Origin of the sequence: Burkholderia sp. AU39826 (assembly GCF_020419965.1) — a bacterium.
In the GTDB taxonomy this organism is placed as follows: domain Bacteria; phylum Pseudomonadota; class Gammaproteobacteria; order Burkholderiales; family Burkholderiaceae; genus Burkholderia; species Burkholderia semiarida.
On the sequence record NZ_JAIZQG010000001.1, the window covers coordinates 1,022,834 to 1,043,401 of the forward strand.

Below are 20,568 nucleotides of genomic sequence, written 5' to 3' on the forward strand. Positions count from 1 at the left end.
CCCAGCATGTCGACGCCACAAGACCCGCCACAGAAAGCAGATCGTCAGGAAAACGGAACAACGCCCCGCAACGGAAACGGCGGGAGAAGGCGGCGCATCCTGCTCGCGGTCGCCGTGCTGGCGGCCGTCGGCGGCGCGGTCTGGCTCGGCCGCTGGTGGACGGTCGGCCGCTTCATCGAGAGCACCAACGACGCGTATCTGCAAGCGGACAGCATGACCGCCGCGCCGAAGGTCGCCGGCTACGTGACCGACGTCTATGTACGCGACAACCAGCCCGTGAAGGCCGGCGATCCGCTCGTGCGGCTCGACGTGCGCCAGTATCAGGTCGCGCTCGCGCAGGCGCTCGCTACCGTCGACGCCCGCCGCGCCGATATCGCGCGCGCCGAAGCCGACATCAGCCAGCAGCGCGCGAATCTCGAGCAGGCCGAAGCGCAGGCGAAGGTATCGCGCATCAACGCGCAGCACGCAAGCGACGAGTACACGCGCTACGCGCCGCTCGCGGCGACGGGCGCCGAGACGCACGAACGCGTGGCCGACCTGAAAAGCACGCGCGACCAGGCGGCGGCGACGCTCGCCGCGAACAACGCGTCGATCGCCGCCGCCCGCACGCAGATCGCGTCGTTCACCGCACAGCTCCAGCAGGCGCGCGCGCAGCTCGAGGCCGCGCAGGCCAGCGCCGCACAGGCGCAACTCGACCTCGACAACACGATCGTGCGCAGCACGCTCGCGGGCCGCGTCGGCGATCGCACGGTGCGCGTCGGTCAATACGTGCAGCCCGGCACGCGTCTGCTGACCGTCGTGCCGGTCGACTCGATCTATCTCGTCGCGAACTTCAAGGAAACGCAGATCGGCAACATGCGCATCGGCCAGCCCGTCGAGCTGCATGTCGACGCGCTGCCGGACGGCCCGCTGTCCGGCGTCGTCGACAGCTTCGCGCCCGGCACCGGCGCGCAGTTCGCGCTGCTGCCGCCCGAGAACGCGACCGGCAACTTCACGAAGATCGTCCAGCGCGTGCCGGTGCGCATCCGTCTCGCCGCGGATGCCCGCGCGCAGCGCATGCTGTTGCCCGGGCTGTCGGTGACGGTCGACGTCGATACGCGCTCGGGCCGCGACGAGACGCATCATGGCTGATACGTCCGCCACGATACCCATGCCGCCGCACGAGGGCCGCGCGAGCGTGACCGACTGGATCGCGGTTGCGGCCGGCGCGCTCGGCGCGCTGATGGCGACGCTCGACATCTCGATCACGAACTCCGCGCTGCCGCAGATCCAGGGCGAAATCGGCGCGACCGGCACCGAAGGCACGTGGATCTCGACCGGCTACCTGATGTCGGAAATCGTGATGATCCCGCTCGCCGCGTGGCTCACGCGCGTGTTCGGGCTGCGCAATTTCCTGCTGACGAACTCCGCGCTGTTCATCGCGTTCTCGATGATGTGCGGCTGGTCGCATTCGCTGCCGATGATGATCGCCGGCCGGATCGGCCAGGGCTTCACCGGCGGCGCGCTGATCCCGACCGCGCAGACGATCATCCGCACGCGATTGCCGCTGTCGCAGTTGCCGGTCGGGATGACGCTGTTCGGCCTGATCGTGCTGCTCGGGCCGCTGTTCGGCCCGGTGCTCGGCGGCTGGCTCGCGGAAAACGTGAACTGGAGCTGGTGTTTCTTCCTGAACCTGCCCGTATGCCTGCTGCTGATGGCGCTGCTGGTGTTCGGGCTGCCGTCGGACCGCCCGCAATGGAGCGCATTCTTCAACGCGGACTGGCTGGGCATCTTCGGCCTCGCGATCGGCCTGAGCTCGCTGACCGTCGTGCTCGAGGAAGGCCAGCGCGAGCGCTGGTTCGAATCGCAGATGATCGTCACGCTGAGCGTCGTGTCGTTCGTCGGGATGATCCTGATCGCGCTGTCGCAACGCTTCGCGAAGCGGCCGATCATGCGGCTGTCGCTGATGCGCAACCCGCGCTACGCGAGCGTGATCGTGATCGTGTCCGCGGTCGGCGCCGGGCTGTACGGCGTGTCCTACCTGCTGCCGCAGTTCCTCGCGATCGTCGCCGGCTACAACGCGGAACAGGCCGGCGCGATCATGCTGCTGTCGGGGCTGCCGGCCTTTCTCGTGATGCCGATCCTGCCGCGCCTGCTCGGCAAGGTCGATTTCCGCATCCTCGTGATCGCGGGGCTGCTGCTGTTCTGCCTGAGCTGCATGCTCGACATCAGCCTGACCGCGCAGAGCGTCGGCCACGATTTCGTGTGGTCGCAACTGATCCGCGGCCTCGCGCAGATGCTCGCGATGATGCCGCTCAACCAGGCGTCGATGGCGGCCGTCGCGCGCGAGGATTCAGGCGATGCGGCCGGGCTCTACAACATGGCGCGCAACCTCGGCGGCTCGATCGGGCTCGCGATCATCGGCACCGTGATCGACCGGCGCACGACCTTCCATACGGCCGCGCTGCGCGAATCGGTGAGCGCGAACTCGCTGATCGGGCAGGATCGCCTGTCTGCCTATGCGGCCAACTGGTTCGCGCACACCGGCGATCTCGCGTATTCGAACATGCGCGCGCTCGGCCAACTGGCGCAACAGATCCAGATCCAGGCCGTCGTGATGACCTATTCCGAAACCTTCTATCTGCTCGGCCTCGCGCTGCTCGCCTGCGTGCCGCTCGCGCTGCTGCTGCGCACGCCGCGCGGCCCGCAACCGATGTCGTCCGGCCATTGACCCGTCTTACGCGATGAAACCCTTCACCCTGCCCCGCCGCCCCGCGCTCACCCTGTGCGCGGCCGCGTGCCTGCTCGCCGGCTGCACGGTCGGCCCCGACTACCACGGCGCGCCCGCCGCACCGGATGCGCCGACCTTCGTGCGCGCACCAGCCACCGGCGTCGACACCGCCGCGCCCGCGCCGAGCGCGTGGTGGCACGCGCTGAACGACCGCCAGCTCGACGAGCTGATCGTCGCCGCACTCGTCTACAACCCCGATCTGCATGCGGCGCAGGCGCGCTTGCGCGCGGCACGCGCTCAGCTCTCGCAACAGCGCGCCGCACGGATGCCGAAATCGTCGGCCACCGTCGCGGCCATCCGCATGCGCGAACCGGACGTCGGCGCGCTCGGCGCGCTGCTGCCGTCGAACGACTCGGGCCAGTCGGCCGGCACGTCGCCGTCGCTCGGCGGCTCGGGGCCGCTGCAACTCTATTCGGCGGGCTTCGACGCGACCTGGGAAATCGATCTGTTCGGCGGCACGCGCCGCGCGATCGAAGCCGCATCCGCACAGGCCGAAGCGGTCGACGCCGATCTTGCCGACACGCAGGTGTCGATCGCGGCGGAAGTCGCGAATGCGTACGTCGACCTGCGCGACCAGCAGCAACGGCTTGCGTTGTCGCAGCGCACCGCGCAATTGCAGCAGCAGATGCTCGAACTCACGCAGCAGCGCCGCGCGCGCGGCGTCGCGGCCGATGCGGACATCGAGCGCCTGACGACGCAGGTCGAGAACACGCGCGCCTCGCTGATCCCGCTCGATGCCCAGGTGACCGAATCGCTCGACCGGCTCGCGATCCTGACGGGCCGCGCGCCGGGCGCGCTCGACGCCGCGCTGTCGACGCCGGATGCGGCATTGCCGACGCTGCCCGGCAGCGTCGCGATCGGCGATCCGGCCACGCTGCTGAAACAGCGCCCCGACATTCGCGCGGCCGAACGCCGGCTCGCGTCGAGCAACGCGCAGATCGGCGAGCATGTGGCCGACTATTTCCCGAAGGTAACGCTGCTCGGCGATCTCGGCTTCAGCGCGACCGACCCCGGCCACCTGTTGCGCAAGCAGAATTTCACGTGGGTCGGCGCGCCGTACCTGCAATGGAACATTCTCGACTTCGGACGCACGCGCGGCGCGGTACGTGCGGCCGAAGCATCGCGCGACGAAGCGGAAGCGAATTATCAGAAAGCCGTGCTCGATGCATTACAGGATGCCAACACCGCGTTGCAGCGTTACGGGCATCAGCGCGAACATGTGGTCGCGTTGACGAAGGTGCAGACGTCGGCCGTGCATTCGCGCGCGCTGATGGACCAGCGCTATCGCGCGGGCGTCGCGTCGATGATCGACCTGCTCGATACGCAACGCGAAGCGCTAGCCGCGCAGCAGAACGTGATCGCCGGGCAAGCCGAACTGATCAAGGACTACGTGTCGGTGCAGAAGAGCCTCGGGCTCGGATGGCAAACAGGCGCCGGTTGACGGCGCCGCCGCAAATCATGCACGACCGATGCATCGTGCTCGTCGAAACAATTCGGCAACAACTCATTGCGCGCGCAACAATACTGCTTCGTTTCGTGCGCAACGAACGGTTCGCGCCGCATCGTGCCCACGGCTATCGATGACATATCGAATATCAATTAGCCAATCGTCTGACGATCTCTTCTAATTCAGTCGACTTCCCCACCACCGATCGGATCAAGGAGTTCCATCGTCATGTCCTCGTCTTCCCATCGCGTGCTGCGGCACGCAGTCGCCGCAATCTGCGTGGCACTCTCCGCTTCCCCATACGCCGCCGAACTCACGCGCGACACCGGCGCACCCGTCGGCGACAACCAGAATTCGCAGACGGCCGGCCCCGCCGGCCCGGTGCTGCTGCAGGACTCCGCGCTCATCGAGAAACTGCAGCGCTTCGATCGCGAACGCATTCCGGAACGCGTCGTGCATGCGCGCGGCACCGGCGCATTCGGCGAGTTCGTGCCGAGCGCCGACATCTCCGACCTGACGAAAGCGAAAGTCTTCACGCCGGGCACCCGCACGCCGGTGTTCGTGCGCTTCTCCACCGTGATGGGCTATCGCGGCTCGCCCGAGCAGGCGCGCGACCCGCGCGGCTTCGCGGTGAAGTTCTATACGCAGCAGGGCAACTGGGACATGGTCGGCATCAACTGGCCGGTGTTCTTCATTCGCGACGGCATCAAGTTCCCCGACTTCGTGCACGCGAACAAACCGAGCGCCGTGACCGGCGTGCAGGATCCGAACCTCGCGTTCGACTTCTTCGCGCACACGCCCGAAGCGACCCACATGCTGACGCGGCTGTACACGGACGAGGGCATGCCCGATTCGTATCGCCGCATGGACGGCTTCGCGGTGCATGCGTTCAAGTTCGTCAATGCGCAAGGCGACGTGCACTACGTGAAGTTCCACTGGAAGAGCCAGCAAGGCGTGCACGGCCTGCGCCCGCAAGAAATCGCCGCGTCGATCGGCCGCGACTGGAACATGATGACGAACGATCTGTACGGCGCGCTGAAACAGGGCGATTTCCCGAAGTGGGACCTGTACGTCCAGGTGCTCACGCCGAAGGACCTGAACCGCTTCGATTTCGACGCGCTCGACGACACGAAGGTGTGGACCGGCGTGCCTGAACGCAAGATCGGCACGATGACGCTCAACCGCGTGCCCGACAACTACTTCCAGTCGACCGAGGAATCCGCGTTCGCGCCGTCGCGGCTCGTGCCGGGCATCGAGCCGTCCGAGGACCGGATGCTGCAGGATCGCCTGTTCGCGTACGCCGACACGCAGCTGTACCGGCTCGGCGCGAACTACATGGATCTGCCGATCAACCGCCCCGTCGTGCCGGTGGTCAACAACAACCAGGACGGCAAGATGAATGCCGGCGACCGCAAGGGCGAGGTGAACTACGAGCCGTCGACGCTGAACGAGCTCGCGCAGGATCCGCAGTACAAGTCGGTCCGCATGGCGCTCAGCGGCACGACGCAGCAGGAAGCGATCCGCAAGAGGCTGCCGTTCCGTCAGGCCGGCGAGTACTACCGCAGCCTGTCGCAGCAGGACAAGGACGACCTCGTCACCGCGCTGTCCGGCGACCTCGGCCAGGTGAAGAACGCGCAGAACCAGTACGCGATGCTCTCGTACTTCTACAAGGCCGACGCCGACTACGGTACGCGCCTCGCCCAGGCCGTTCACGCGAACGTCCAGCAGGTGCAGTCGCTCGCGGCGAAGCTGAGCGACAACTGATCCCGCGACGCCGGTCGCTGCCGACATGCGCGATTGCGCCGCGCACGTCGGCCCGGCCACCTCATCAGGACTTCCCCATGCGATCCGAACGCTTCCCCCATGCGATCCGCGCGGCCGCGGCGGCGCTCGCGCTCGCCGCACTCGCCGGCTGCGCGCACCTGCCCGACCAGCCGGCGTACGGCAAGGCCGATCCCGCCGCGCTGCGTCGCTATGACGACGACTGGTTCGACGCCGCGCGCGTCGGCCGCGTCGATATCCTGCGCGCGTTGCACGAGGCCGGCTATCCGGTCGACGCGACCGACAGCCACGGCTATACGGCCGTGATCCTCGCGTCGTACGACGGCCAGCCCGCGGCGCTCGACTACCTGTTGTCGGCCGGCGCCGACGCGTGCGTCGGCGATCGTCACGGCAACACCGCACTGATGGGCGCGCTCTTCAGGAACGAGCGCGACATCGCACGGCGCCTGATCGACACACGCTGCCCGATCGACCAGACCAACGGCGCCGGCGAAACCGCGTTGGGCTTCGCGACGCTGTTCAACCGCTTCGAGCTGATTCCGCTGCTCGTCGCGCGCGGCGCGAATCCGAACCATGTCGACCGGCGCGGCCAGTCGCTGCTTCAGCTCGCGCTGACGCACGACAACACGTACGCCGCGGACGCGCTGCGGGAAGCCGGCGCCAGACCGTAGCGCGACGGCGCGTCAAATGGCGCGCCCCATTCTCTGCCCCCCGCCCGCTTCGCCATCGCGCGACGCCGGCGCCGCGTCGCGCACGTGCGCGCCCAGCGGCCGCGTCATCGCTCGCCAGCGCGCACGCGCCGCGTCGTCGGGCGGTTCGCCCGGCGGCCCTGCCGGCTCGATCTTTAAATACCGGCGCGAGCCGACGCCCGCATCGAGTCGAAACATCGCGCGCATGACACCGCGCGGCATCCCGTTCGTCCGAGCATTCCGCTTCGGCTCACTCCCTGCTTTTCGGCGCTTTTCGGCGCCTCCATCGAATCTCCATCTTTCCGCATAAAAGCCGCCAACTACTCCAAGCACACTCCGCCCCGTCAAAGCAGGCAGTGGGCTGCCTGCGCTTCCCGGAGTCGTTATGAACAATCAGAACCGATGCTGCCACGGCGCCGTATATGCGCTGGTGGCGGCGATGCTGGCCGGTTGCGGGCCGTCCGAACAGCAGGCCGCCGCGCCGGCCACCCCGGTGGCGGCCATGACGGTGGCCGCCACGCGCGTCGACGTGACCGAAGATCTGCCCGGCCGCGTCGCGGCCGTGCGGGTGGCCGAGATCCGGCCGCAGGTGAGCGGCATCGTGCAACGCCGGCTGTTCGAGCAGGGCACCGAAGTACGCCAGGGCCAGCCGCTGTTCCAGATCAATCCGGCGCCGTTCAAGGCCGAGATGGATACGGCCGCCGCCTCGCTGCTGCGGGCGCAGGCCGCGCTCGAACGCGCGAAGGTCCAGACCGCGCGCTTCAAGCCGCTCGTCGAAGCCGATGCGATCAGCCGCCAGGTGTACGACGACGCCGTATCGCAACGCGACCAGGCCGCGGCCGACGTCGCGCAGGCCCGCGCGACGCTCGCGCGCCGCCAGCTCGATCTGAAATTCGCGACCGTGGAAGCGCCGATCGCCGGCCGCATCGATCAGGCGCTCGTGACGGAAGGCGCGCTGGTGTCGAGCGGCGACAGCCAGCCGATGGCGCGCATCCAGCAAATCGACCAGGTCTATGTGGACGTGCGCCAGCCGGCCGCGTCGCTCGAAGCGCTGCGCGGCGCGCTCGCGTCGCAGCCGCAAGCGTCGGACGGCAACGGCCTGCCGGTCGACGTACTGCGCGACGACGACACGCGTTACGACGTAAAGGGCCGCATGCTGTTCTCGGGCGTCAACGTCGATCCGGGCACCGGCGACGTGCTGCTGCGCGTGCTGGTCGACAACCCGAAACGCCAACTGCTGCCGGGCATGTACGTGCGTGCCCGCATCCCGCGCGCGCACTACGCCAACGCGGTGATGGTGCCGCAACAGGCCGTCGTGCGCGCCGGCGGCAAGCCGCAGGTGTGGGTGCTCGACGCGAAAGGGCACGCGCATCTGAAGGCCATCGAAATCGGCGAGCTCGCGAACCGCCACTACCGCATCAAGTCGGGCCTGCAGGCCGGCCAGAAGATCGTCGTCGAGGGCATGGAACGCCTGACCGATGGCGCGCCGGCCGCCGCGACCGACTGGAAGTCGCCTGACGCGGCCGCCGCCGCGTCCGCGCACTGAGTCACGAGGAGCCTCCAGCCATGGCTGAATTCTTCATCCGCCGCCCGGTGTTTGCGTGGGTGATCGCCCTCTTCGTCATCCTGATGGGGGTGATCGCGATCCCGCAACTGCCGGTCGCGCGCTACCCGTCGGTCGCGCCGCCGTCCGTCACGATCACCGCGAACTACCCGGGCGCCACGCCGCAGACGATGAACGACGGCGTACTGAGCCTCATCGAGCGCGAACTGTCCGGCGTCAAGAACCTGCTGTATTTCGAATCGTCGGCCGATACGTCCGGCTCGGCGCAGATCACCGTGACGTTCAAGCCCGGCACCGATCCGGCGCTGGCGCAGGTCGACGTGCAGAACAAGATCAAGTCGATCGAGCCGCGCCTGCCTGCCGCCGTGCGCCAGAACGGGCTGATCGTCGAATCCGCGTCGTCCGGCTTCCTGATGCTGATCGGCCTGCGCTCCGACAACGGCCGCTTCGACGAAGGCGCGCTCGCCGACTACATGGCGCGCAGCGTGTCCGAGGAGCTGCGGCGCATCGACGGCGTCGGGCGCGTGCTGCAGTTCGGCTCCGAGCGCGCGATGCGCATCTGGGTCGATCCGCAGAAGCTGATCAATTTCGGCCTGTCGATGAACGACCTGACGACCGCGATCGGCCAGCAGAACGTGCAGATCGCGCCGGGCAGCCTCGGCGCGCTGCCCGCGCTGCCGGGCCAGCGCGTGACCGTGCCGCTCACCGCGCAGGGTCAGCTCACGACGCCGGACGAATTCGCGAAGGTCGTGCTGCGCGCGAACGCGGACGGCTCTAAGGTCGTGCTCGGCGACGTCGCGCGCGTCGAACTCGGCTCGCAGAACTACATGTTCGTGAGCCGCGAGAACAACAAGCCGGCCACCCTCGCCGGCGTGCAGCTCGCACCGGGCGCCAATGCCGTGAAGACGGCTGACGCGATCCGCACGCGCATGGCCGAACTGAGCAAGTCGATGCCGTCGGGCATGCGCTACTCGATCCCGCTCGACACGTCGCCGTTCGTGAAGATCTCGATCGAGAAAGTGCTGGCCACGCTGTTCGAGGCGATGGTGCTCGTGTTCCTCGTGATGTACCTGTTCCTGCAGAACGTGCGCTATACGCTGATCCCGGCCATCGTCGCGCCCGTCGCGATGCTCGGCACCTTTGCGGTGATGCTGCTGACCGGCTTCTCGATCAACGTGCTGACGATGTTCGGCATGGTGCTCGCGATCGGCATCATCGTCGACGATGCGATCGTCGTCGTCGAGAACGTCGAGCGCCTGATGGCCGAGGAAGGGCTGTCGCCGAAGGACGCGACGTCGAAGGCGATGAAGGAAATCACCGGCGCGATCGTCGGCATCACGCTGGTGCTGACCGCGGTGTTCCTGCCGATGGCGATGGCGAGCGGCTCGGTCGGCGTGATCTACAAGCAGTTCACGCTGTCGATGGCCGTGTCGATCCTGTTCTCCGCGCTGCTCGCGCTGACGCTCACGCCGGCCCTGTGCGCGACGATGCTCAAGCCGCTCGCACCGGGCCATCACGAGAAGCGCGGCTTCTTCGGCTGGTTCAACCGTCGCTTCGATCGCCTGACGAAATGGTACGAGACGCGCGTCGGCCGCCTGGTCGGCCGCACCGGCCGCGTGATGCTGGTGTTCGTCGCGATCGCGGGCGCGCTGGTGTTCGGCTTTCGCAGCCTGCCGTCGTCGTTCCTGCCGGACGAGGATCAGGGCTACTTCATCACCAGCTTCCTGCTGCCCGCGGACGCTACCGCCGAACGCACGCATGACGTGGTCAACACGCTGGAAAAACATCTTGGCTCGCGTCCGGCAATCCAGTCGAGCATTTCCGTGATCGGCTACGGTTTCTCGGGACAAGGGCCGAACGCGGCGATCAACTGGTCCGTGATGAAGGACTGGAAAAACCGCGGCGGCGCATCGACCCTCGAGGAAGGCATGCTCGCGCAACAGGCGATGGCCGGCGTGACCGAAGGCACGGTGATGAGCCTGCTGCCGCCCGCGATCGACGAACTCGGCAACAGCTCGGGCTTCTCGATGCGCCTGGAAGACCGCGCCAACCAGGGCACGGCGGCGCTCAAGGCGGCCGAAGCGAAGCTGCTCGAACTCGCCGCGCAAAGCAAGGTCGTGACCGGCGTGTACCCGGACAGCCTGCCGGCCGGCACGAGCATCCGCCTCGAGATCGACCGCGCGAAGGCGCAGGCGCTCGGCGTGTCGTTCACGACGCTCAGCGACACGCTGTCGACCGCGATGGGTTCGACCTACGTGAACGATTTCCCGAACGCGGGCCGCATGCAGCAGGTGATCATCCAGGCCGACGCGCCGGCACGCATGCAGATCGACAACGTGATGAAGCTGTACGTGCGCAACGCGGCCGGCGGCATGGTGCCGCTGTCGGAAGTGGTGCGCCCGGTGTGGACCGACACGCCGCTGCAGATGGTGCGCTTCAAGGGCTACCCGTCCGCGCGGATTTCGGGCAACGCCGCCCCGGGCCAATCGAGCGGCGCGGCGATGGCCGAGATGGAGTGGCTTGCCGCTCAACTGCCGCCGGGCTTCGCGGTCGAGTGGACCGGCCAGTCGCTGCAGGAACGCCAGTCGGCGTCGCAAGCGCCGATGCTGATGGTGCTGTCGATGATCGTCGTGTTCCTGGTGCTCGCCGCGCTGTACGAAAGCTGGTCGATTCCGCTGTCGGTGATGCTCGTGGTGCCGCTCGGCCTGATCGGCGCGATCGGCGCGGTGCTGCTGCGCGGCTTGCCGAACGACGTGTTCTTCAAGGTGGGGATGATCACCGTGATCGGTTTGTCCGCGAAGAACGCGATCCTGATCGTCGAGTTCGCGAAGCAGTTGCGCGAGGAAGGCAAGGGCTTGATCGAGGCGGCCGTGCAGGCGTCGAAGCTGCGCCTGCGCCCGATCCTGATGACCTCGCTCGCGTTCGGCCTCGGCGTCGTGCCGCTGATGATCGCGACCGGCGCCAGCGCCGAAACGCAGCACGCGATCGGCACCGGCGTGTTCGGCGGCATGGTGACCGCCACGGTGCTGGCCATTTTCTTCGTCCCTGTTTTCTTTGTGTTCGTGATGAGCATCCAGGAGCGCATCGGCGCATGGCGGGCGTCCCGCAAGCAGCCGGCTACCCCGACTCGCGAACAGGAAGGTTGATGCCATGCGATTGCTTGTTCTTCCCCTCATCCTCGCGCTGTCGGCCTGCTCGCTCGCGCCGACGCTGGTCAAACCCGCGATGCCGGTGCCGACGGCCTACACCGCCGCCGCTGCCGCCGATCTCGACGCGAACGCCGCCGATCTGGGCTGGCGCACGATGTTCGGCGATCGCCGCCTGCAGCGCCTGATCGAGCTCGCGCTCGACAACAACCGCGACCTGCGCGTGGCCGCGCTGAACGTCGAGGCCGCCGAAGCGCAGTACGGCATCCAGCGCGCCGCGCGCCTGCCGTCGATCGGCGCGGGCGCGAACTTCACGCGTCAGCGTACGTCGGACGACACGCAGTCGAATCCGCCGCTGTTCGGCACGACGCAGAACCAGTACGGCGTGAACGTCGGCATCAGCGCGTTCGAGATCGACCTGTTCGGCCGCGTGAAGTCGCAGTCGGATGCCGCGTTCGCGCGCTACGTCGCGACCGATCACGGCCGCCGTGCGGTGCAGATCTCGCTCGTCGGCGGCGTGGCCGACGCGTACTTCGCGGAACGCCTCGCGCACGAGCAACGCCAGTTGTCCGAGCGCACGCTCGCCGACTGGCGGCAGTCGCTCGATCTCGCGCGCCGCCTGAAGGATGCGCATCAGGCGAGCGGCGTCGACATCGCGCAGGCCGAAGGCCAGGTCGCGAGCGCGACGGCCGATCTCGAGGCGCGCACGCGCGCCGTCGAGCAGGCGCGCAATGCGCTGCGCCTGCTGGTGGGCGCCGAGCTGCCGAAGGATCTGCCCGAACCGCTGCCGCTTCAGCAGCAACCGGTGATGACGCAACTGCCGGCCGGCCTGCCGTCGGAGCTGCTGTTTCGTCGCCCGGATATCCAGCAGGCCGAACAAAACCTCGTCGCCGCGAATGCGGACATCGGCGCCGCGCGCGCCGCGTTTTTCCCGCGCCTGTCGCTGACGTCGTCGATCGGCTTCCTCAGCCCCGCGATGGACAGCCTGTTCGACGGCGGCCAGCGCGTGTGGAGCTTCGCGCCGCAGGTCACGGTGCCGATCTTCCAGGGCGGCCGGCTGCGTGCCGAGCTGCGTCTTGCCGAAGTGCGCAAGTCCGGTGCGGTCGCCGAGTACGAACGCGCGATTCAGGCCGCGTTCCGCGAAGTGGCCGACGGCATCGCCGGACGCGAAACCTTCGGCCGCCAGATCGAAGCGCAGACCCGCGTGGTCGGTTCGGCCGAACGCCGCACCGACCTGTCGACCCTGCGCTATCGCGCGGGCGTCGAGGGACGGCTGGAGTTGCTCGATTCGCAGCGGCAACTCTATGCGGCACGGCAAGCGCTGCTCGACCTGCGCCGCAGCGAACTGAGCAATGCCGTTGCGCTGTACAAGGCGCTCGGCGGCGGCCTGACGGACCAGGACGTCGCACCGTCGAAGCGCGTGGCGCAGAACTGAACGAACGGCGCCGTTCCGCCCGCGCGGCAGCGTGGCGGAACGGCGCGCCCCGGCCCGGCGACGGGCCGCCCCGACTGCTCGCCATCGCACGGCACACTCCATGACGAATTCCCTGATACTCATTGCAGAAGACGAGCCCGACATCTCGGACATCCTCGATGCGTACCTGAAGCACGACGGCTTTCGCACCTACCGCGTCGCCGACGGGCAAGCGGCGCTCGACATGCAACCGCGCCTGAAGCCCGACCTGATCCTGCTCGACGTGAAGATGCCGCGGAAAAACGGCTGGGACGTGCTCGCCGAGCTGCGACGGCGCGACAATACGCCCGTCGTCGTCGTCACCGCGTTCGATCGCGACCTCGACCGGCTGCAGGCGCTGCACGCCGGCGCCGACGACTACATCGTCAAGCCGTTCAACCCGGCCGAGGTCGTCGCGCGATTGCGCGCGATCCTGCGCCGGTCGGCCACGCCGGCCACCACGCGCATGCTGCGCGTCGGCGACCTGGAGATCGATACCGACAGCTATCTGGCCCGCGTGCGCACGGCGGGCGCCGACGTGCCGATCCCACTGACGCTGACGGAGTTCCGGTTGCTCGCGCACATGGCGAGATCGCCAAGCCGCGTGTTCACGCGCGGCGAGTTGCTCGATGCGTGCATGGCCGACGTGAGCGCGCTGGAGCGCACGGTCGACAGCCACATCTGCCGGCTGCGCAAGAAACTCGAACGGGCCGGCGCGCCAGGCATGCCCGAAGTGATGCGCGGCGTCGGCTACCGGCTGCGGGGCGTGCAGTGACGCTGCCGGCACGGCCCGGCCGGCAAATCGGGCGGGCGATCGGCGTCGCCGCGATCGTCGTCGTGCTGCTCGCCTGCACCGTCGCGTTCTTCGTCCATGCATTGCACGCGCCGGCCGCGTTGCCGCACGACGCGACGGCCGACGCGATGCTCCGCAATGCGTGTACTTACGTGGTGCTCGCGGCGGCGCTGTCCGTCTGCCTGCTGGCCGCCGCGTTCGACCTGATCAGGCTGATCCGCCGCATGCTCGCGACGCTCGACGCGATGGCGGACACCGTTGGCCGGATCGTGGCCGGCGATTCGTCGGCGCGCGCGGTTTCCGTCGACGGCTGCCCGGCCGACCTGTCCCGCTTCATCGAGCACTTCAACGCGATCACTCATTCAATGAAACCGGCAAATCCATCCGATGCGACGGCCACCGTCACCACCAGCAGTCACGTCACGCGCACCCAGCTCGCCGAACTCGCAACCCGGCTCGACACGATCAAGGCGCTTGCCGCCGATACGAATGCGCCCTCGCGCGACGCGCTGCTTCAGCATGTCGACGCGCTGTTCCGGTTCGTCGACGACCTTCAGGCGGCCGAACGACAGGCCGCGACGATTCGAGCATTTCCTCGATGACGATTGGCCGTCTAACCCTGGGCCGTTTCAACACGCATCGGAAATGATCGGCGAATCGCTATCGGCATTACCTGCGTTGCGGGTTTCGAACATTACAAAATGCCGCCGATCTTTTCAAAACCATTGCGGTTAATTCAGTTTAATTTTATTTCATATAATCAAAAAAAGTTTGACACCGCGCTTTCGTTCTTGATACCGTCCGATGCAAGCAATCCGACGGTTTGCCCGCCACGCAATCGATTCCGCTCCACTTTTTTCTGCTTCCGCTGCACCGAAGTACGCGCCGCCGAACGATTCGTTCGCACGCCGGCGCGCGCGGCATCCCGATGCATTTCACTGGACGGCTGCCATTCGGCAGCGGGCCGAAGGATCGAATCAAATGAGCAGGACAACGAAGCTGTTGCTCTAGCAATCCACCCGCGCCGAATCCGGCGCGACTGCTCCGCCCCGCGGCGCAGCCTTCCCGTCATCGCGTTTTCCGTATTTCGCCCCCGGAGAAAAACCGCTTTCCGGATCGGGTGAAAGGCCCTGTCGCGTCCGTGCCATCCGCCCGCATGCGACAGAAAGCGGCGGTGCATGACCCGCACCGCTGTCGACCGTCGTTGTTCGTGCCGTTCGATGTTCAACCGGAGGGGTAATTCAAATGAATCAGGTTGCAAACAAGAAACACAAGCACATTCGCATCGTCAAACTCGCGTTCGCCGCCGCAGCAGCCGCTTCGTTCGGCATGGCGACCGCCCATGCCGCGCCCGCGGCCGGCTGGACGGAAACACGCACCAAGGGATTCCTGCCGCTCGTGCAGCAGAACGAAGCCGGTACGGCCGGCGCGCCCGCCGCGAGCACGGCGGCCGCTGCCGCCTCTGCCATCGACATGGCGCCCGGCGAATCGGTGGACATCGTGCTCGGGCTGAACCTGCGCAACGAAGCTCAACTCGACCAGTACCTGCGCGACCTGCATACGCCCGGCTCGCCGCACTACCGGCAGTTCCTCACGCCTGCGCAATTCGCCGCGCAATATGCGCCGACCGATCAGCAGGTCGCCTCCGTCGTCGCCCACCTGCGCAAGGCAGGCTTCGTGAACATCGTGGTCGCACCCAACCGGCTGCTCGTCTCCGCATCCGGCACCGCGGGAACCGTCCAGTCCGCGTTCCGCACGACGCTCAAGCGCTTCACCCGCAACGGCCGCAGCGTCTATGCGAACACCGACGCCGCGCAAGTGCCGAACGCGATCGGCAACATCGTCGGCGCGGTACTCGGCCTGCAGAACGTCGAGCTGATGCATACGGGTGCGGGCGGCAAGCCGCAAGGCAACACCAGCAACCTGACGATCCCGGCCGGCGCGTCGGCGGTCCCGCACAACCCGACCGAATTCTCGTCGATCTACGGCGGCGACGGCACGCCGACGGCCTCGCAGACCACCGTCGGCATCATCTCCGAAGGCGACCTATCGCAGACGGTGAGCGACCTCAATACGTTCGCCGCGAACAACGGCCTCGGCACGATCAGCAGCAGCATCGTGAAGACGGGCCCGGCCGGCAGTTCGTACACCGACACCGACGGCACCGTCGAGTGGAACCTCGACAGCCAGTCGATCGTCGGCACGGCCGGCGGCAGCGTGAAGCAGGTCGTGTTCTACACCGCGCCGTCGATGACGCTCACCGCGATCACGGCCGCGTACAACAAGGCCGTGACCGACAACGTCGCGAAGGTGATCAACGTGTCGCTCGGCGTGTGCGAATCGTCCGCGTACAGCACGGGCTCGCAGGCGACCGACGACACCATCTTCAAGCAGGCGGTCGCGCAAGGGCAAACCTTCTCGGTTTCCGCCGGCGACCACGGCGCGTACGAATGCGCGAGCGGCAAGCCGTCGCGCTCGACCTACACGGTGAGCGAGCCGGCCACGTCGCCGTACGTGATCGCGGTCGGCGGCACGACGCTGTTCACGAATACGTCGACCAATGCGTACAACAGCGAAATCGTCTGGAACGATCCGAGCTGGCAGTCGGGCACCGTGTGGTCGACCGGCGGCGGGTACAGCAAGTACGAGGCCGCGCCGGCGTGGCAGTCGTCGACGCTCACCGGCTCGACCAAGCGTGCGCTGCCCGACGTCGGCTTCGACGCCGACCTGCGCACGGGTGCGATTCTCGTCGTGAACGGGCAGACGTCCGACACGCTGTGGGGTTCGGGCTACCTGAACAACGAAGGCGGCACGAGCCTCGCCGCGCCGATCTTCACGGGCATCTGGGCGCGGCTGCAATCGGCCAACAACAATGCGCTCGGGTTCCCCGCGTCGAGCATCTACAAGTACTTCCCGACCAACGCCGCGCTGTTGCACGACGTCACGTCCGGGAACAACGGCAGCGGCACTTACGGCTACAAGGCAAAGGCCGGCTGGGATGCGACGACGGGCTTCGGCAGCGTGAACATCTCGAAGCTGAACGCGTTCATCCAGAGCACGTCGGATTTCGCGCGTTGACGCGCTGCTGACCGTTGCGGTTGCGCAAGCGCGACGTATCGTACGCAACCGCGTCTGACGACCCGCGAAGGCTGCCAAGCCTGCGCGGGTTGTCTGCATGCCGCGTCATCTCGCCTCTGCCGATCGGTACGTCGCTGAGCGTGCGGGAGAGCCCGGGCAGCATGCCTCTCTGCGCGGATCTCGCGGCGACGGCCGCCGCTACGACGGCTTCGTGCTCGGCTATTCGGGGCTGAACGACGCGACGATCGAGACAGCCGCGACACAGTTCGCGAACGTCATCGAGCCGCACCGCCGCGCGCGACGCTGAGCGTCGCTCACAGTTGCGATTCGATCGGAAACAGCCCGAGGAACCAGACTTCCATCCGCCGCCCGGCAGATACCTCCGGCTCGCGATCGATCTCGGTGACCTTCCCGTCCGCATCGGTCTGAATCCACTTGAGCCGCCCGTTGCCGGCCGCGTCGGTGCTCGCCTCGACACGCCACGCGATCTGGTCGAGCCGCGCTTCCAGATCGTTGGCCACCTGCGACGCAATCGCGGGGCTCTCGCAGTAAACGCCGATCTCCGTATTGAGGTTCAGCGAACGCGGATCGAGATTCATCGACCCGATGAAGATGCTCGTGTGATCGAACACGTAGGTCTTCGCATGCAGCGACGCGCGCGACGAGCCGATGATGACCTGCTTCGAAATGCTCTTGTCGCCCGATGGCCGGCGCTCGTAGAGCCGCACGCCGGCGTTCACCAGATCGCTTCGATAGCGCCGGTAGCCGGCATGCACGGCCGCCACGTCGGTCGACGCGAGCGAATTGGTCAGCACCGTCACGCGTACGCCGCGTGCCGTGAGCGCGCGCAGCCGCTCGACCCCCTCCTTGCCCGGCACGAAATACGGCGACACGATCAGCAGGTCGTGCCTGGGCTGCAACGCGAGCGCACGCAGTTGCGGCATCAGGTGCCCGTCGCTGTCCTTCGGCGGGTGCGCGATCTTCGACGGATCGTCGTACAGCACCGTCGCATGCCCCCACGACAGCGCCGTGCCCTCTCCGTGAACGATCCGGTCTAGCCGCTGCCGTGCCTCGAGCACGTACGGATTGTCCTCCATGGCCCGCAGGTAGTCGCGCAACCGTTCGCGCTCGCGGTCGAGGCCGCCCGGCGCCGCATCGTGTCCGACGAGCGTATCGATCGGATACGCATACGGCGAATTCCAGAACGTATCGAATTCGGTCGAGATGTCCTTCACGACCGGGCCGTGAACGACGACGTCGAGATCGCCGAACTCCAGCATCGACGATGCGCCGAAGTATTCATCGCCGATATTGCGCCCGCCGACGATCGCCGCCTGGTTGTCCGCGATCATCGCCTTGTTGTGCATGCGCCGGTTGACGCGCGAGAACTCGAACACGGTGCCGATCTTCTTGAACCGGCGCGTAGCCACCGGATTGAACAGCCGGATCTCGATGTTCGGATGCGCGCTGATCTCGAGCAGCTTGCGGTCGTCCGCGTTGGTGCCGAGATCGTCGAGCAGCGCGCGCACGCGCACGCCGCGGTCCGCCGCACGAATGACCGCGTCGGCCAGTTCGTGGCCGGTCAGGTCGTCGTGCCAGATGTAGTATTGAAGGTCCAGCGAGCGGTCGGCGCGGTCGGCAAGCAGCACGCGTGCGTCCAGCGCATCGACCGGATCGGTCAGCAAATGAAACGCGTCCTGCCCCGGGTGCGTGCGGGCCTGCTGCTGAAACGCGGCGCCCAGCCGCGTATCGTCGGTATCGGTGTACGCATGCGTCGGCGCGCGATCGGCCTGCGGCGGCAGGCTTGCGCACGCGGCAAGCATCAGCAACGACAGAATCGCACCCCACCAACGCAGCCTGATCATGATCGCCGTCCCCGCTCCCGGGTGAAATCCGTTTGTTCTGGCCGCCGGATGGAGGCGGCATCGATCGGCGGTCCCGACGTGCGCGAGTATCGCGCCGAGGCCGGCCGCGCCACAGCATACTTCGATTGCCATCGGCGCGGCAGGCCTGCGTTGCTGCCGCGCGTGCGCCCAAAGAAAAACCCGCGGCGCATGACGCGATCGCGGGTTTTCGGCATACCGCGTGTGCCGTTAAGCATAACTCGTCCTCGAGATTAAGAATAAGCGGTCCGCGCATTATGTCACCACCTGCAATCACCTTTTCCTCAAAAAACCATAAATCGACCAATCGGTTAAATATAAAGCATATCCAGTCCGAAAAAGTTACCGATAAAATAATCTAGTTTTTAACTTTAATGCGACGCGAATTCGAATACCATGAATGACGTGCCGCCAATTTTGGAGACGACGGTTTCCCGGCACGCCCTCAGCAGCGAACAGGAGATGCTCATGCCTATTTGGAGAATCGCTCCCGTAATTGACGAGCCGGGGGTCTCGCTATCGCGCTGGAGAATCTTGGAGACAGCAGGCGGGACTCGACATTTTGTCGGCGCCGACAATCGAGACCGCACAGGACGCGTCAGCTCCGAGGTCGTTACGTTCGACCCTCAAAGCTTACGTGGCGAGACGCGCTCCGGCCGCATCTATCAGCTCATCGGGGCGCCCGGCCGGTCAGCGAACGCGGATTACGTATGGAAGCGCTGGTGCGAGCTTAATTCTGTGACGGTATACGCTGACGTCACCGGGCAACTGCTTACCGGGGCCGAGGATGACAACTCCATATGAACGCACGAAGGCGGTCACTGACACGCGCGAGTTCCTGCAGATGCTTGCTTCCGCCAACCATGTAGATTGCCACGGCAACGTTCAATCAGTCGCGGAACGCCTGCTCAGGCACTACCCGCTGGACGTTGACCTCGCTGTTTCGGCTGCGGCGTTGCCGGGAGTCTGGTTCGCTTCTGAACTCTAGATCGAAAAAAGCGAGCGTGGCATCGTGCCGCGCTCGACAGTTTTCAACTTCGCTATTGAGGGCGTGCGAGTTTGTCTGGGTTGCCGCTCGTAAGGTGCCTACCTGGCCCGTGCTCTTCCCTTGCGAAGCGATATGCTGTTCGCGCGATCGTCACGCGCTATGAAGGGAAATCAAACCATCCTCCGCCCCCCAGGCGAACATTGCCGCCATGTCCGTGAAGATTTCATAGAATTCCTGGTCCGCGAACGTCTTCGCGCGCTCATCCCATTCCACAAACTCCGCCGCCAGCTTCGCCGAAGCCTTCGGGCCAACCGTTCCCTCTTGCATCCACATGAAGAAATCTCTGAAAGCGACGGTACCACCTGTATTCAGGAGTTCGTTAGTGCAGCCGACCATGGCTGCCAATTTTATGACCCAGTCACGGCAAACGCGCCAGTGAGGAAATGAGAAGAAGAAGACTTCAGCAAGCCGGTAGGTGGCACCAACCTCAACGCCTTCAGCCAGTTGCGGGACTTCCGGATTGCCTTCCACGACCATCAGGTCCTCCGACACGTAATCACGGCCCTTAAACTCCTTTAACGCGGCTTCATCAAGCTTCGTCAGCCCTCTGCCAGCCCAAAACAAAACACCCATGATGCACTCCATTAATGTGCGGATTCCGCTCAATCGCCAATTGTTCATCCGCATAGTCCAGTCTCGCTGCTGCGAAGGGAGATCGCGCAGAGTTATCGCCTCGATTTGTCAAATCGGGCATAGGACGTATAGTGTTGACTGAGGCGAATAACGCGATAAAAAACGCCCCCTAAATAGATGGAGTTTCCTCGAATGGAAAAAACAAGCGATAAACTAAGGACGTTTTTGGTATAAAAATAACTAGCCGCCAAATAAGCCTGTTCTCGGCCTCAGCCCCATCAGAACCAATGGATGTAAGTAACCTCGTGCGCTCCCACCGCGCTTGAGGTCAGACTAAAAGGG

Annotated in this window: 15 protein-coding genes and 1 pseudogene; 14 read left to right on the forward strand and 2 right to left on the reverse strand. The window is 66.3% G+C overall.

Translation table 11 applies throughout. The annotated features are described in order from the left end of the window. The first annotated feature begins 6 nt into the window (after positions 1-6). From LGM42_RS04535 to LGM42_RS04595, 13 genes and pseudogenes are all read left to right on the forward strand, one after another. Positions 7-1,131, forward strand: a complete 1,125-nt coding sequence (locus LGM42_RS04535; protein ID WP_060311254.1) for an HlyD family secretion protein — start codon at positions 7-9, stop codon at positions 1,129-1,131. After that, the gene (locus LGM42_RS04540; RefSeq protein WP_059582883.1) at positions 1,124-2,710 is read left to right on the forward strand and encodes an MDR family MFS transporter; all 1,587 of its coding nucleotides are present in this window, start codon (positions 1,124-1,126) and stop codon (positions 2,708-2,710) included. Before LGM42_RS04535 ends, LGM42_RS04540 begins: the two co-directional genes overlap by 8 nt. Before the next feature lie 13 nt (positions 2,711-2,723). Then, positions 2,724-4,211 carry an efflux transporter outer membrane subunit gene (locus tag LGM42_RS04545; RefSeq protein WP_060311255.1) on the forward strand — a complete coding sequence of 496 codons (1,488 nt, stop codon included), beginning with the start codon at positions 2,724-2,726 and terminating at the stop codon, positions 4,209-4,211. Between the two features lie 234 nt (positions 4,212-4,445). Further along, positions 4,446-5,981, forward strand: coding sequence for a catalase (locus LGM42_RS04550; protein ID WP_226231659.1), 1,536 nt, complete (start codon positions 4,446-4,448; stop codon positions 5,979-5,981). Between the two features lie 77 nt (positions 5,982-6,058). Beyond that, positions 6,059-6,670, forward strand: coding sequence for an ankyrin repeat domain-containing protein (locus LGM42_RS04555; RefSeq protein WP_059582892.1), 612 nt, complete (start codon positions 6,059-6,061; stop codon positions 6,668-6,670). Between the two features lie 403 nt (positions 6,671-7,073). Beyond that, positions 7,074-8,234, forward strand: a complete 1,161-nt coding sequence (locus LGM42_RS04560; protein ID WP_226231660.1) for an efflux RND transporter periplasmic adaptor subunit — start codon at positions 7,074-7,076, stop codon at positions 8,232-8,234. Positions 8,235-8,254: 20 nt separating this feature from the next. Next, complete coding sequence (locus LGM42_RS04565) at positions 8,255-11,398, forward strand: multidrug efflux RND transporter permease subunit (protein ID WP_226231661.1); 3,144 nt, start codon at positions 8,255-8,257, stop codon at positions 11,396-11,398. 4 nt (positions 11,399-11,402) lie between these two features. Next, positions 11,403-12,833 carry an efflux transporter outer membrane subunit gene (locus LGM42_RS04570; protein ID WP_226231662.1) on the forward strand — a complete coding sequence of 477 codons (1,431 nt, stop codon included), beginning with the start codon at positions 11,403-11,405 and terminating at the stop codon, positions 12,831-12,833. Between the two features lie 100 nt (positions 12,834-12,933). After that, positions 12,934-13,626 carry a response regulator gene (locus LGM42_RS04575; RefSeq protein ID WP_226231663.1) on the forward strand — a complete coding sequence of 231 codons (693 nt, stop codon included), beginning with the start codon at positions 12,934-12,936 and terminating at the stop codon, positions 13,624-13,626. Continuing rightward, complete coding sequence (locus LGM42_RS04580; RefSeq protein WP_226231664.1) at positions 13,623-14,246, forward strand: histidine kinase; 624 nt, start codon at positions 13,623-13,625, stop codon at positions 14,244-14,246. Before LGM42_RS04575 ends, LGM42_RS04580 begins: the two co-directional genes overlap by 4 nt. A 99-nt stretch (positions 14,247-14,345) precedes the next feature. Further along, positions 14,346-14,768: a hypothetical protein gene (locus LGM42_RS04585; protein WP_155644501.1), complete on the forward strand. Its 423-nt coding sequence runs from the start codon at positions 14,346-14,348 to the stop codon at positions 14,766-14,768. Between the two features lie 121 nt (positions 14,769-14,889). Further along, positions 14,890-16,722: a protease pro-enzyme activation domain-containing protein gene (locus LGM42_RS04590; protein WP_059582906.1), complete on the forward strand. Its 1,833-nt coding sequence runs from the start codon at positions 14,890-14,892 to the stop codon at positions 16,720-16,722. 122 nt (positions 16,723-16,844) lie between these two features. Then, positions 16,845-17,029 (forward strand): annotated as a pseudogene (locus tag LGM42_RS04595) (PLP-dependent aminotransferase family protein); the annotation flags it as partial. A gap of 7 nt (positions 17,030-17,036) precedes the next feature. On the opposite strand, the gene LGM42_RS04600 reads toward LGM42_RS04595, so the two are convergent. Beyond that, positions 17,037-18,587, reverse strand: coding sequence for a phospholipase D family protein (locus LGM42_RS04600; protein ID WP_060311263.1), 1,551 nt, complete (start codon positions 18,585-18,587; stop codon positions 17,037-17,039). Positions 18,588-19,449: 862 nt separating this feature from the next. Between LGM42_RS04600 and LGM42_RS33165 the strand changes: the two genes are divergently transcribed. Further along, on the forward strand, positions 19,450-19,593 hold the full coding sequence (locus LGM42_RS33165) for a hypothetical protein (protein WP_319001436.1): 144 nt from the start codon (positions 19,450-19,452) through the stop codon (positions 19,591-19,593). Between the two features lie 150 nt (positions 19,594-19,743). On the opposite strand, the gene LGM42_RS04610 is transcribed toward LGM42_RS33165, so the two are convergent. Further along, a complete protein-coding gene (locus tag LGM42_RS04610; RefSeq protein ID WP_226231666.1) occupies positions 19,744-20,226 on the reverse strand; it encodes a hypothetical protein in 483 nt (160 codons plus the stop codon). Positions 20,227-20,568 lie beyond the last annotated feature (342 nt).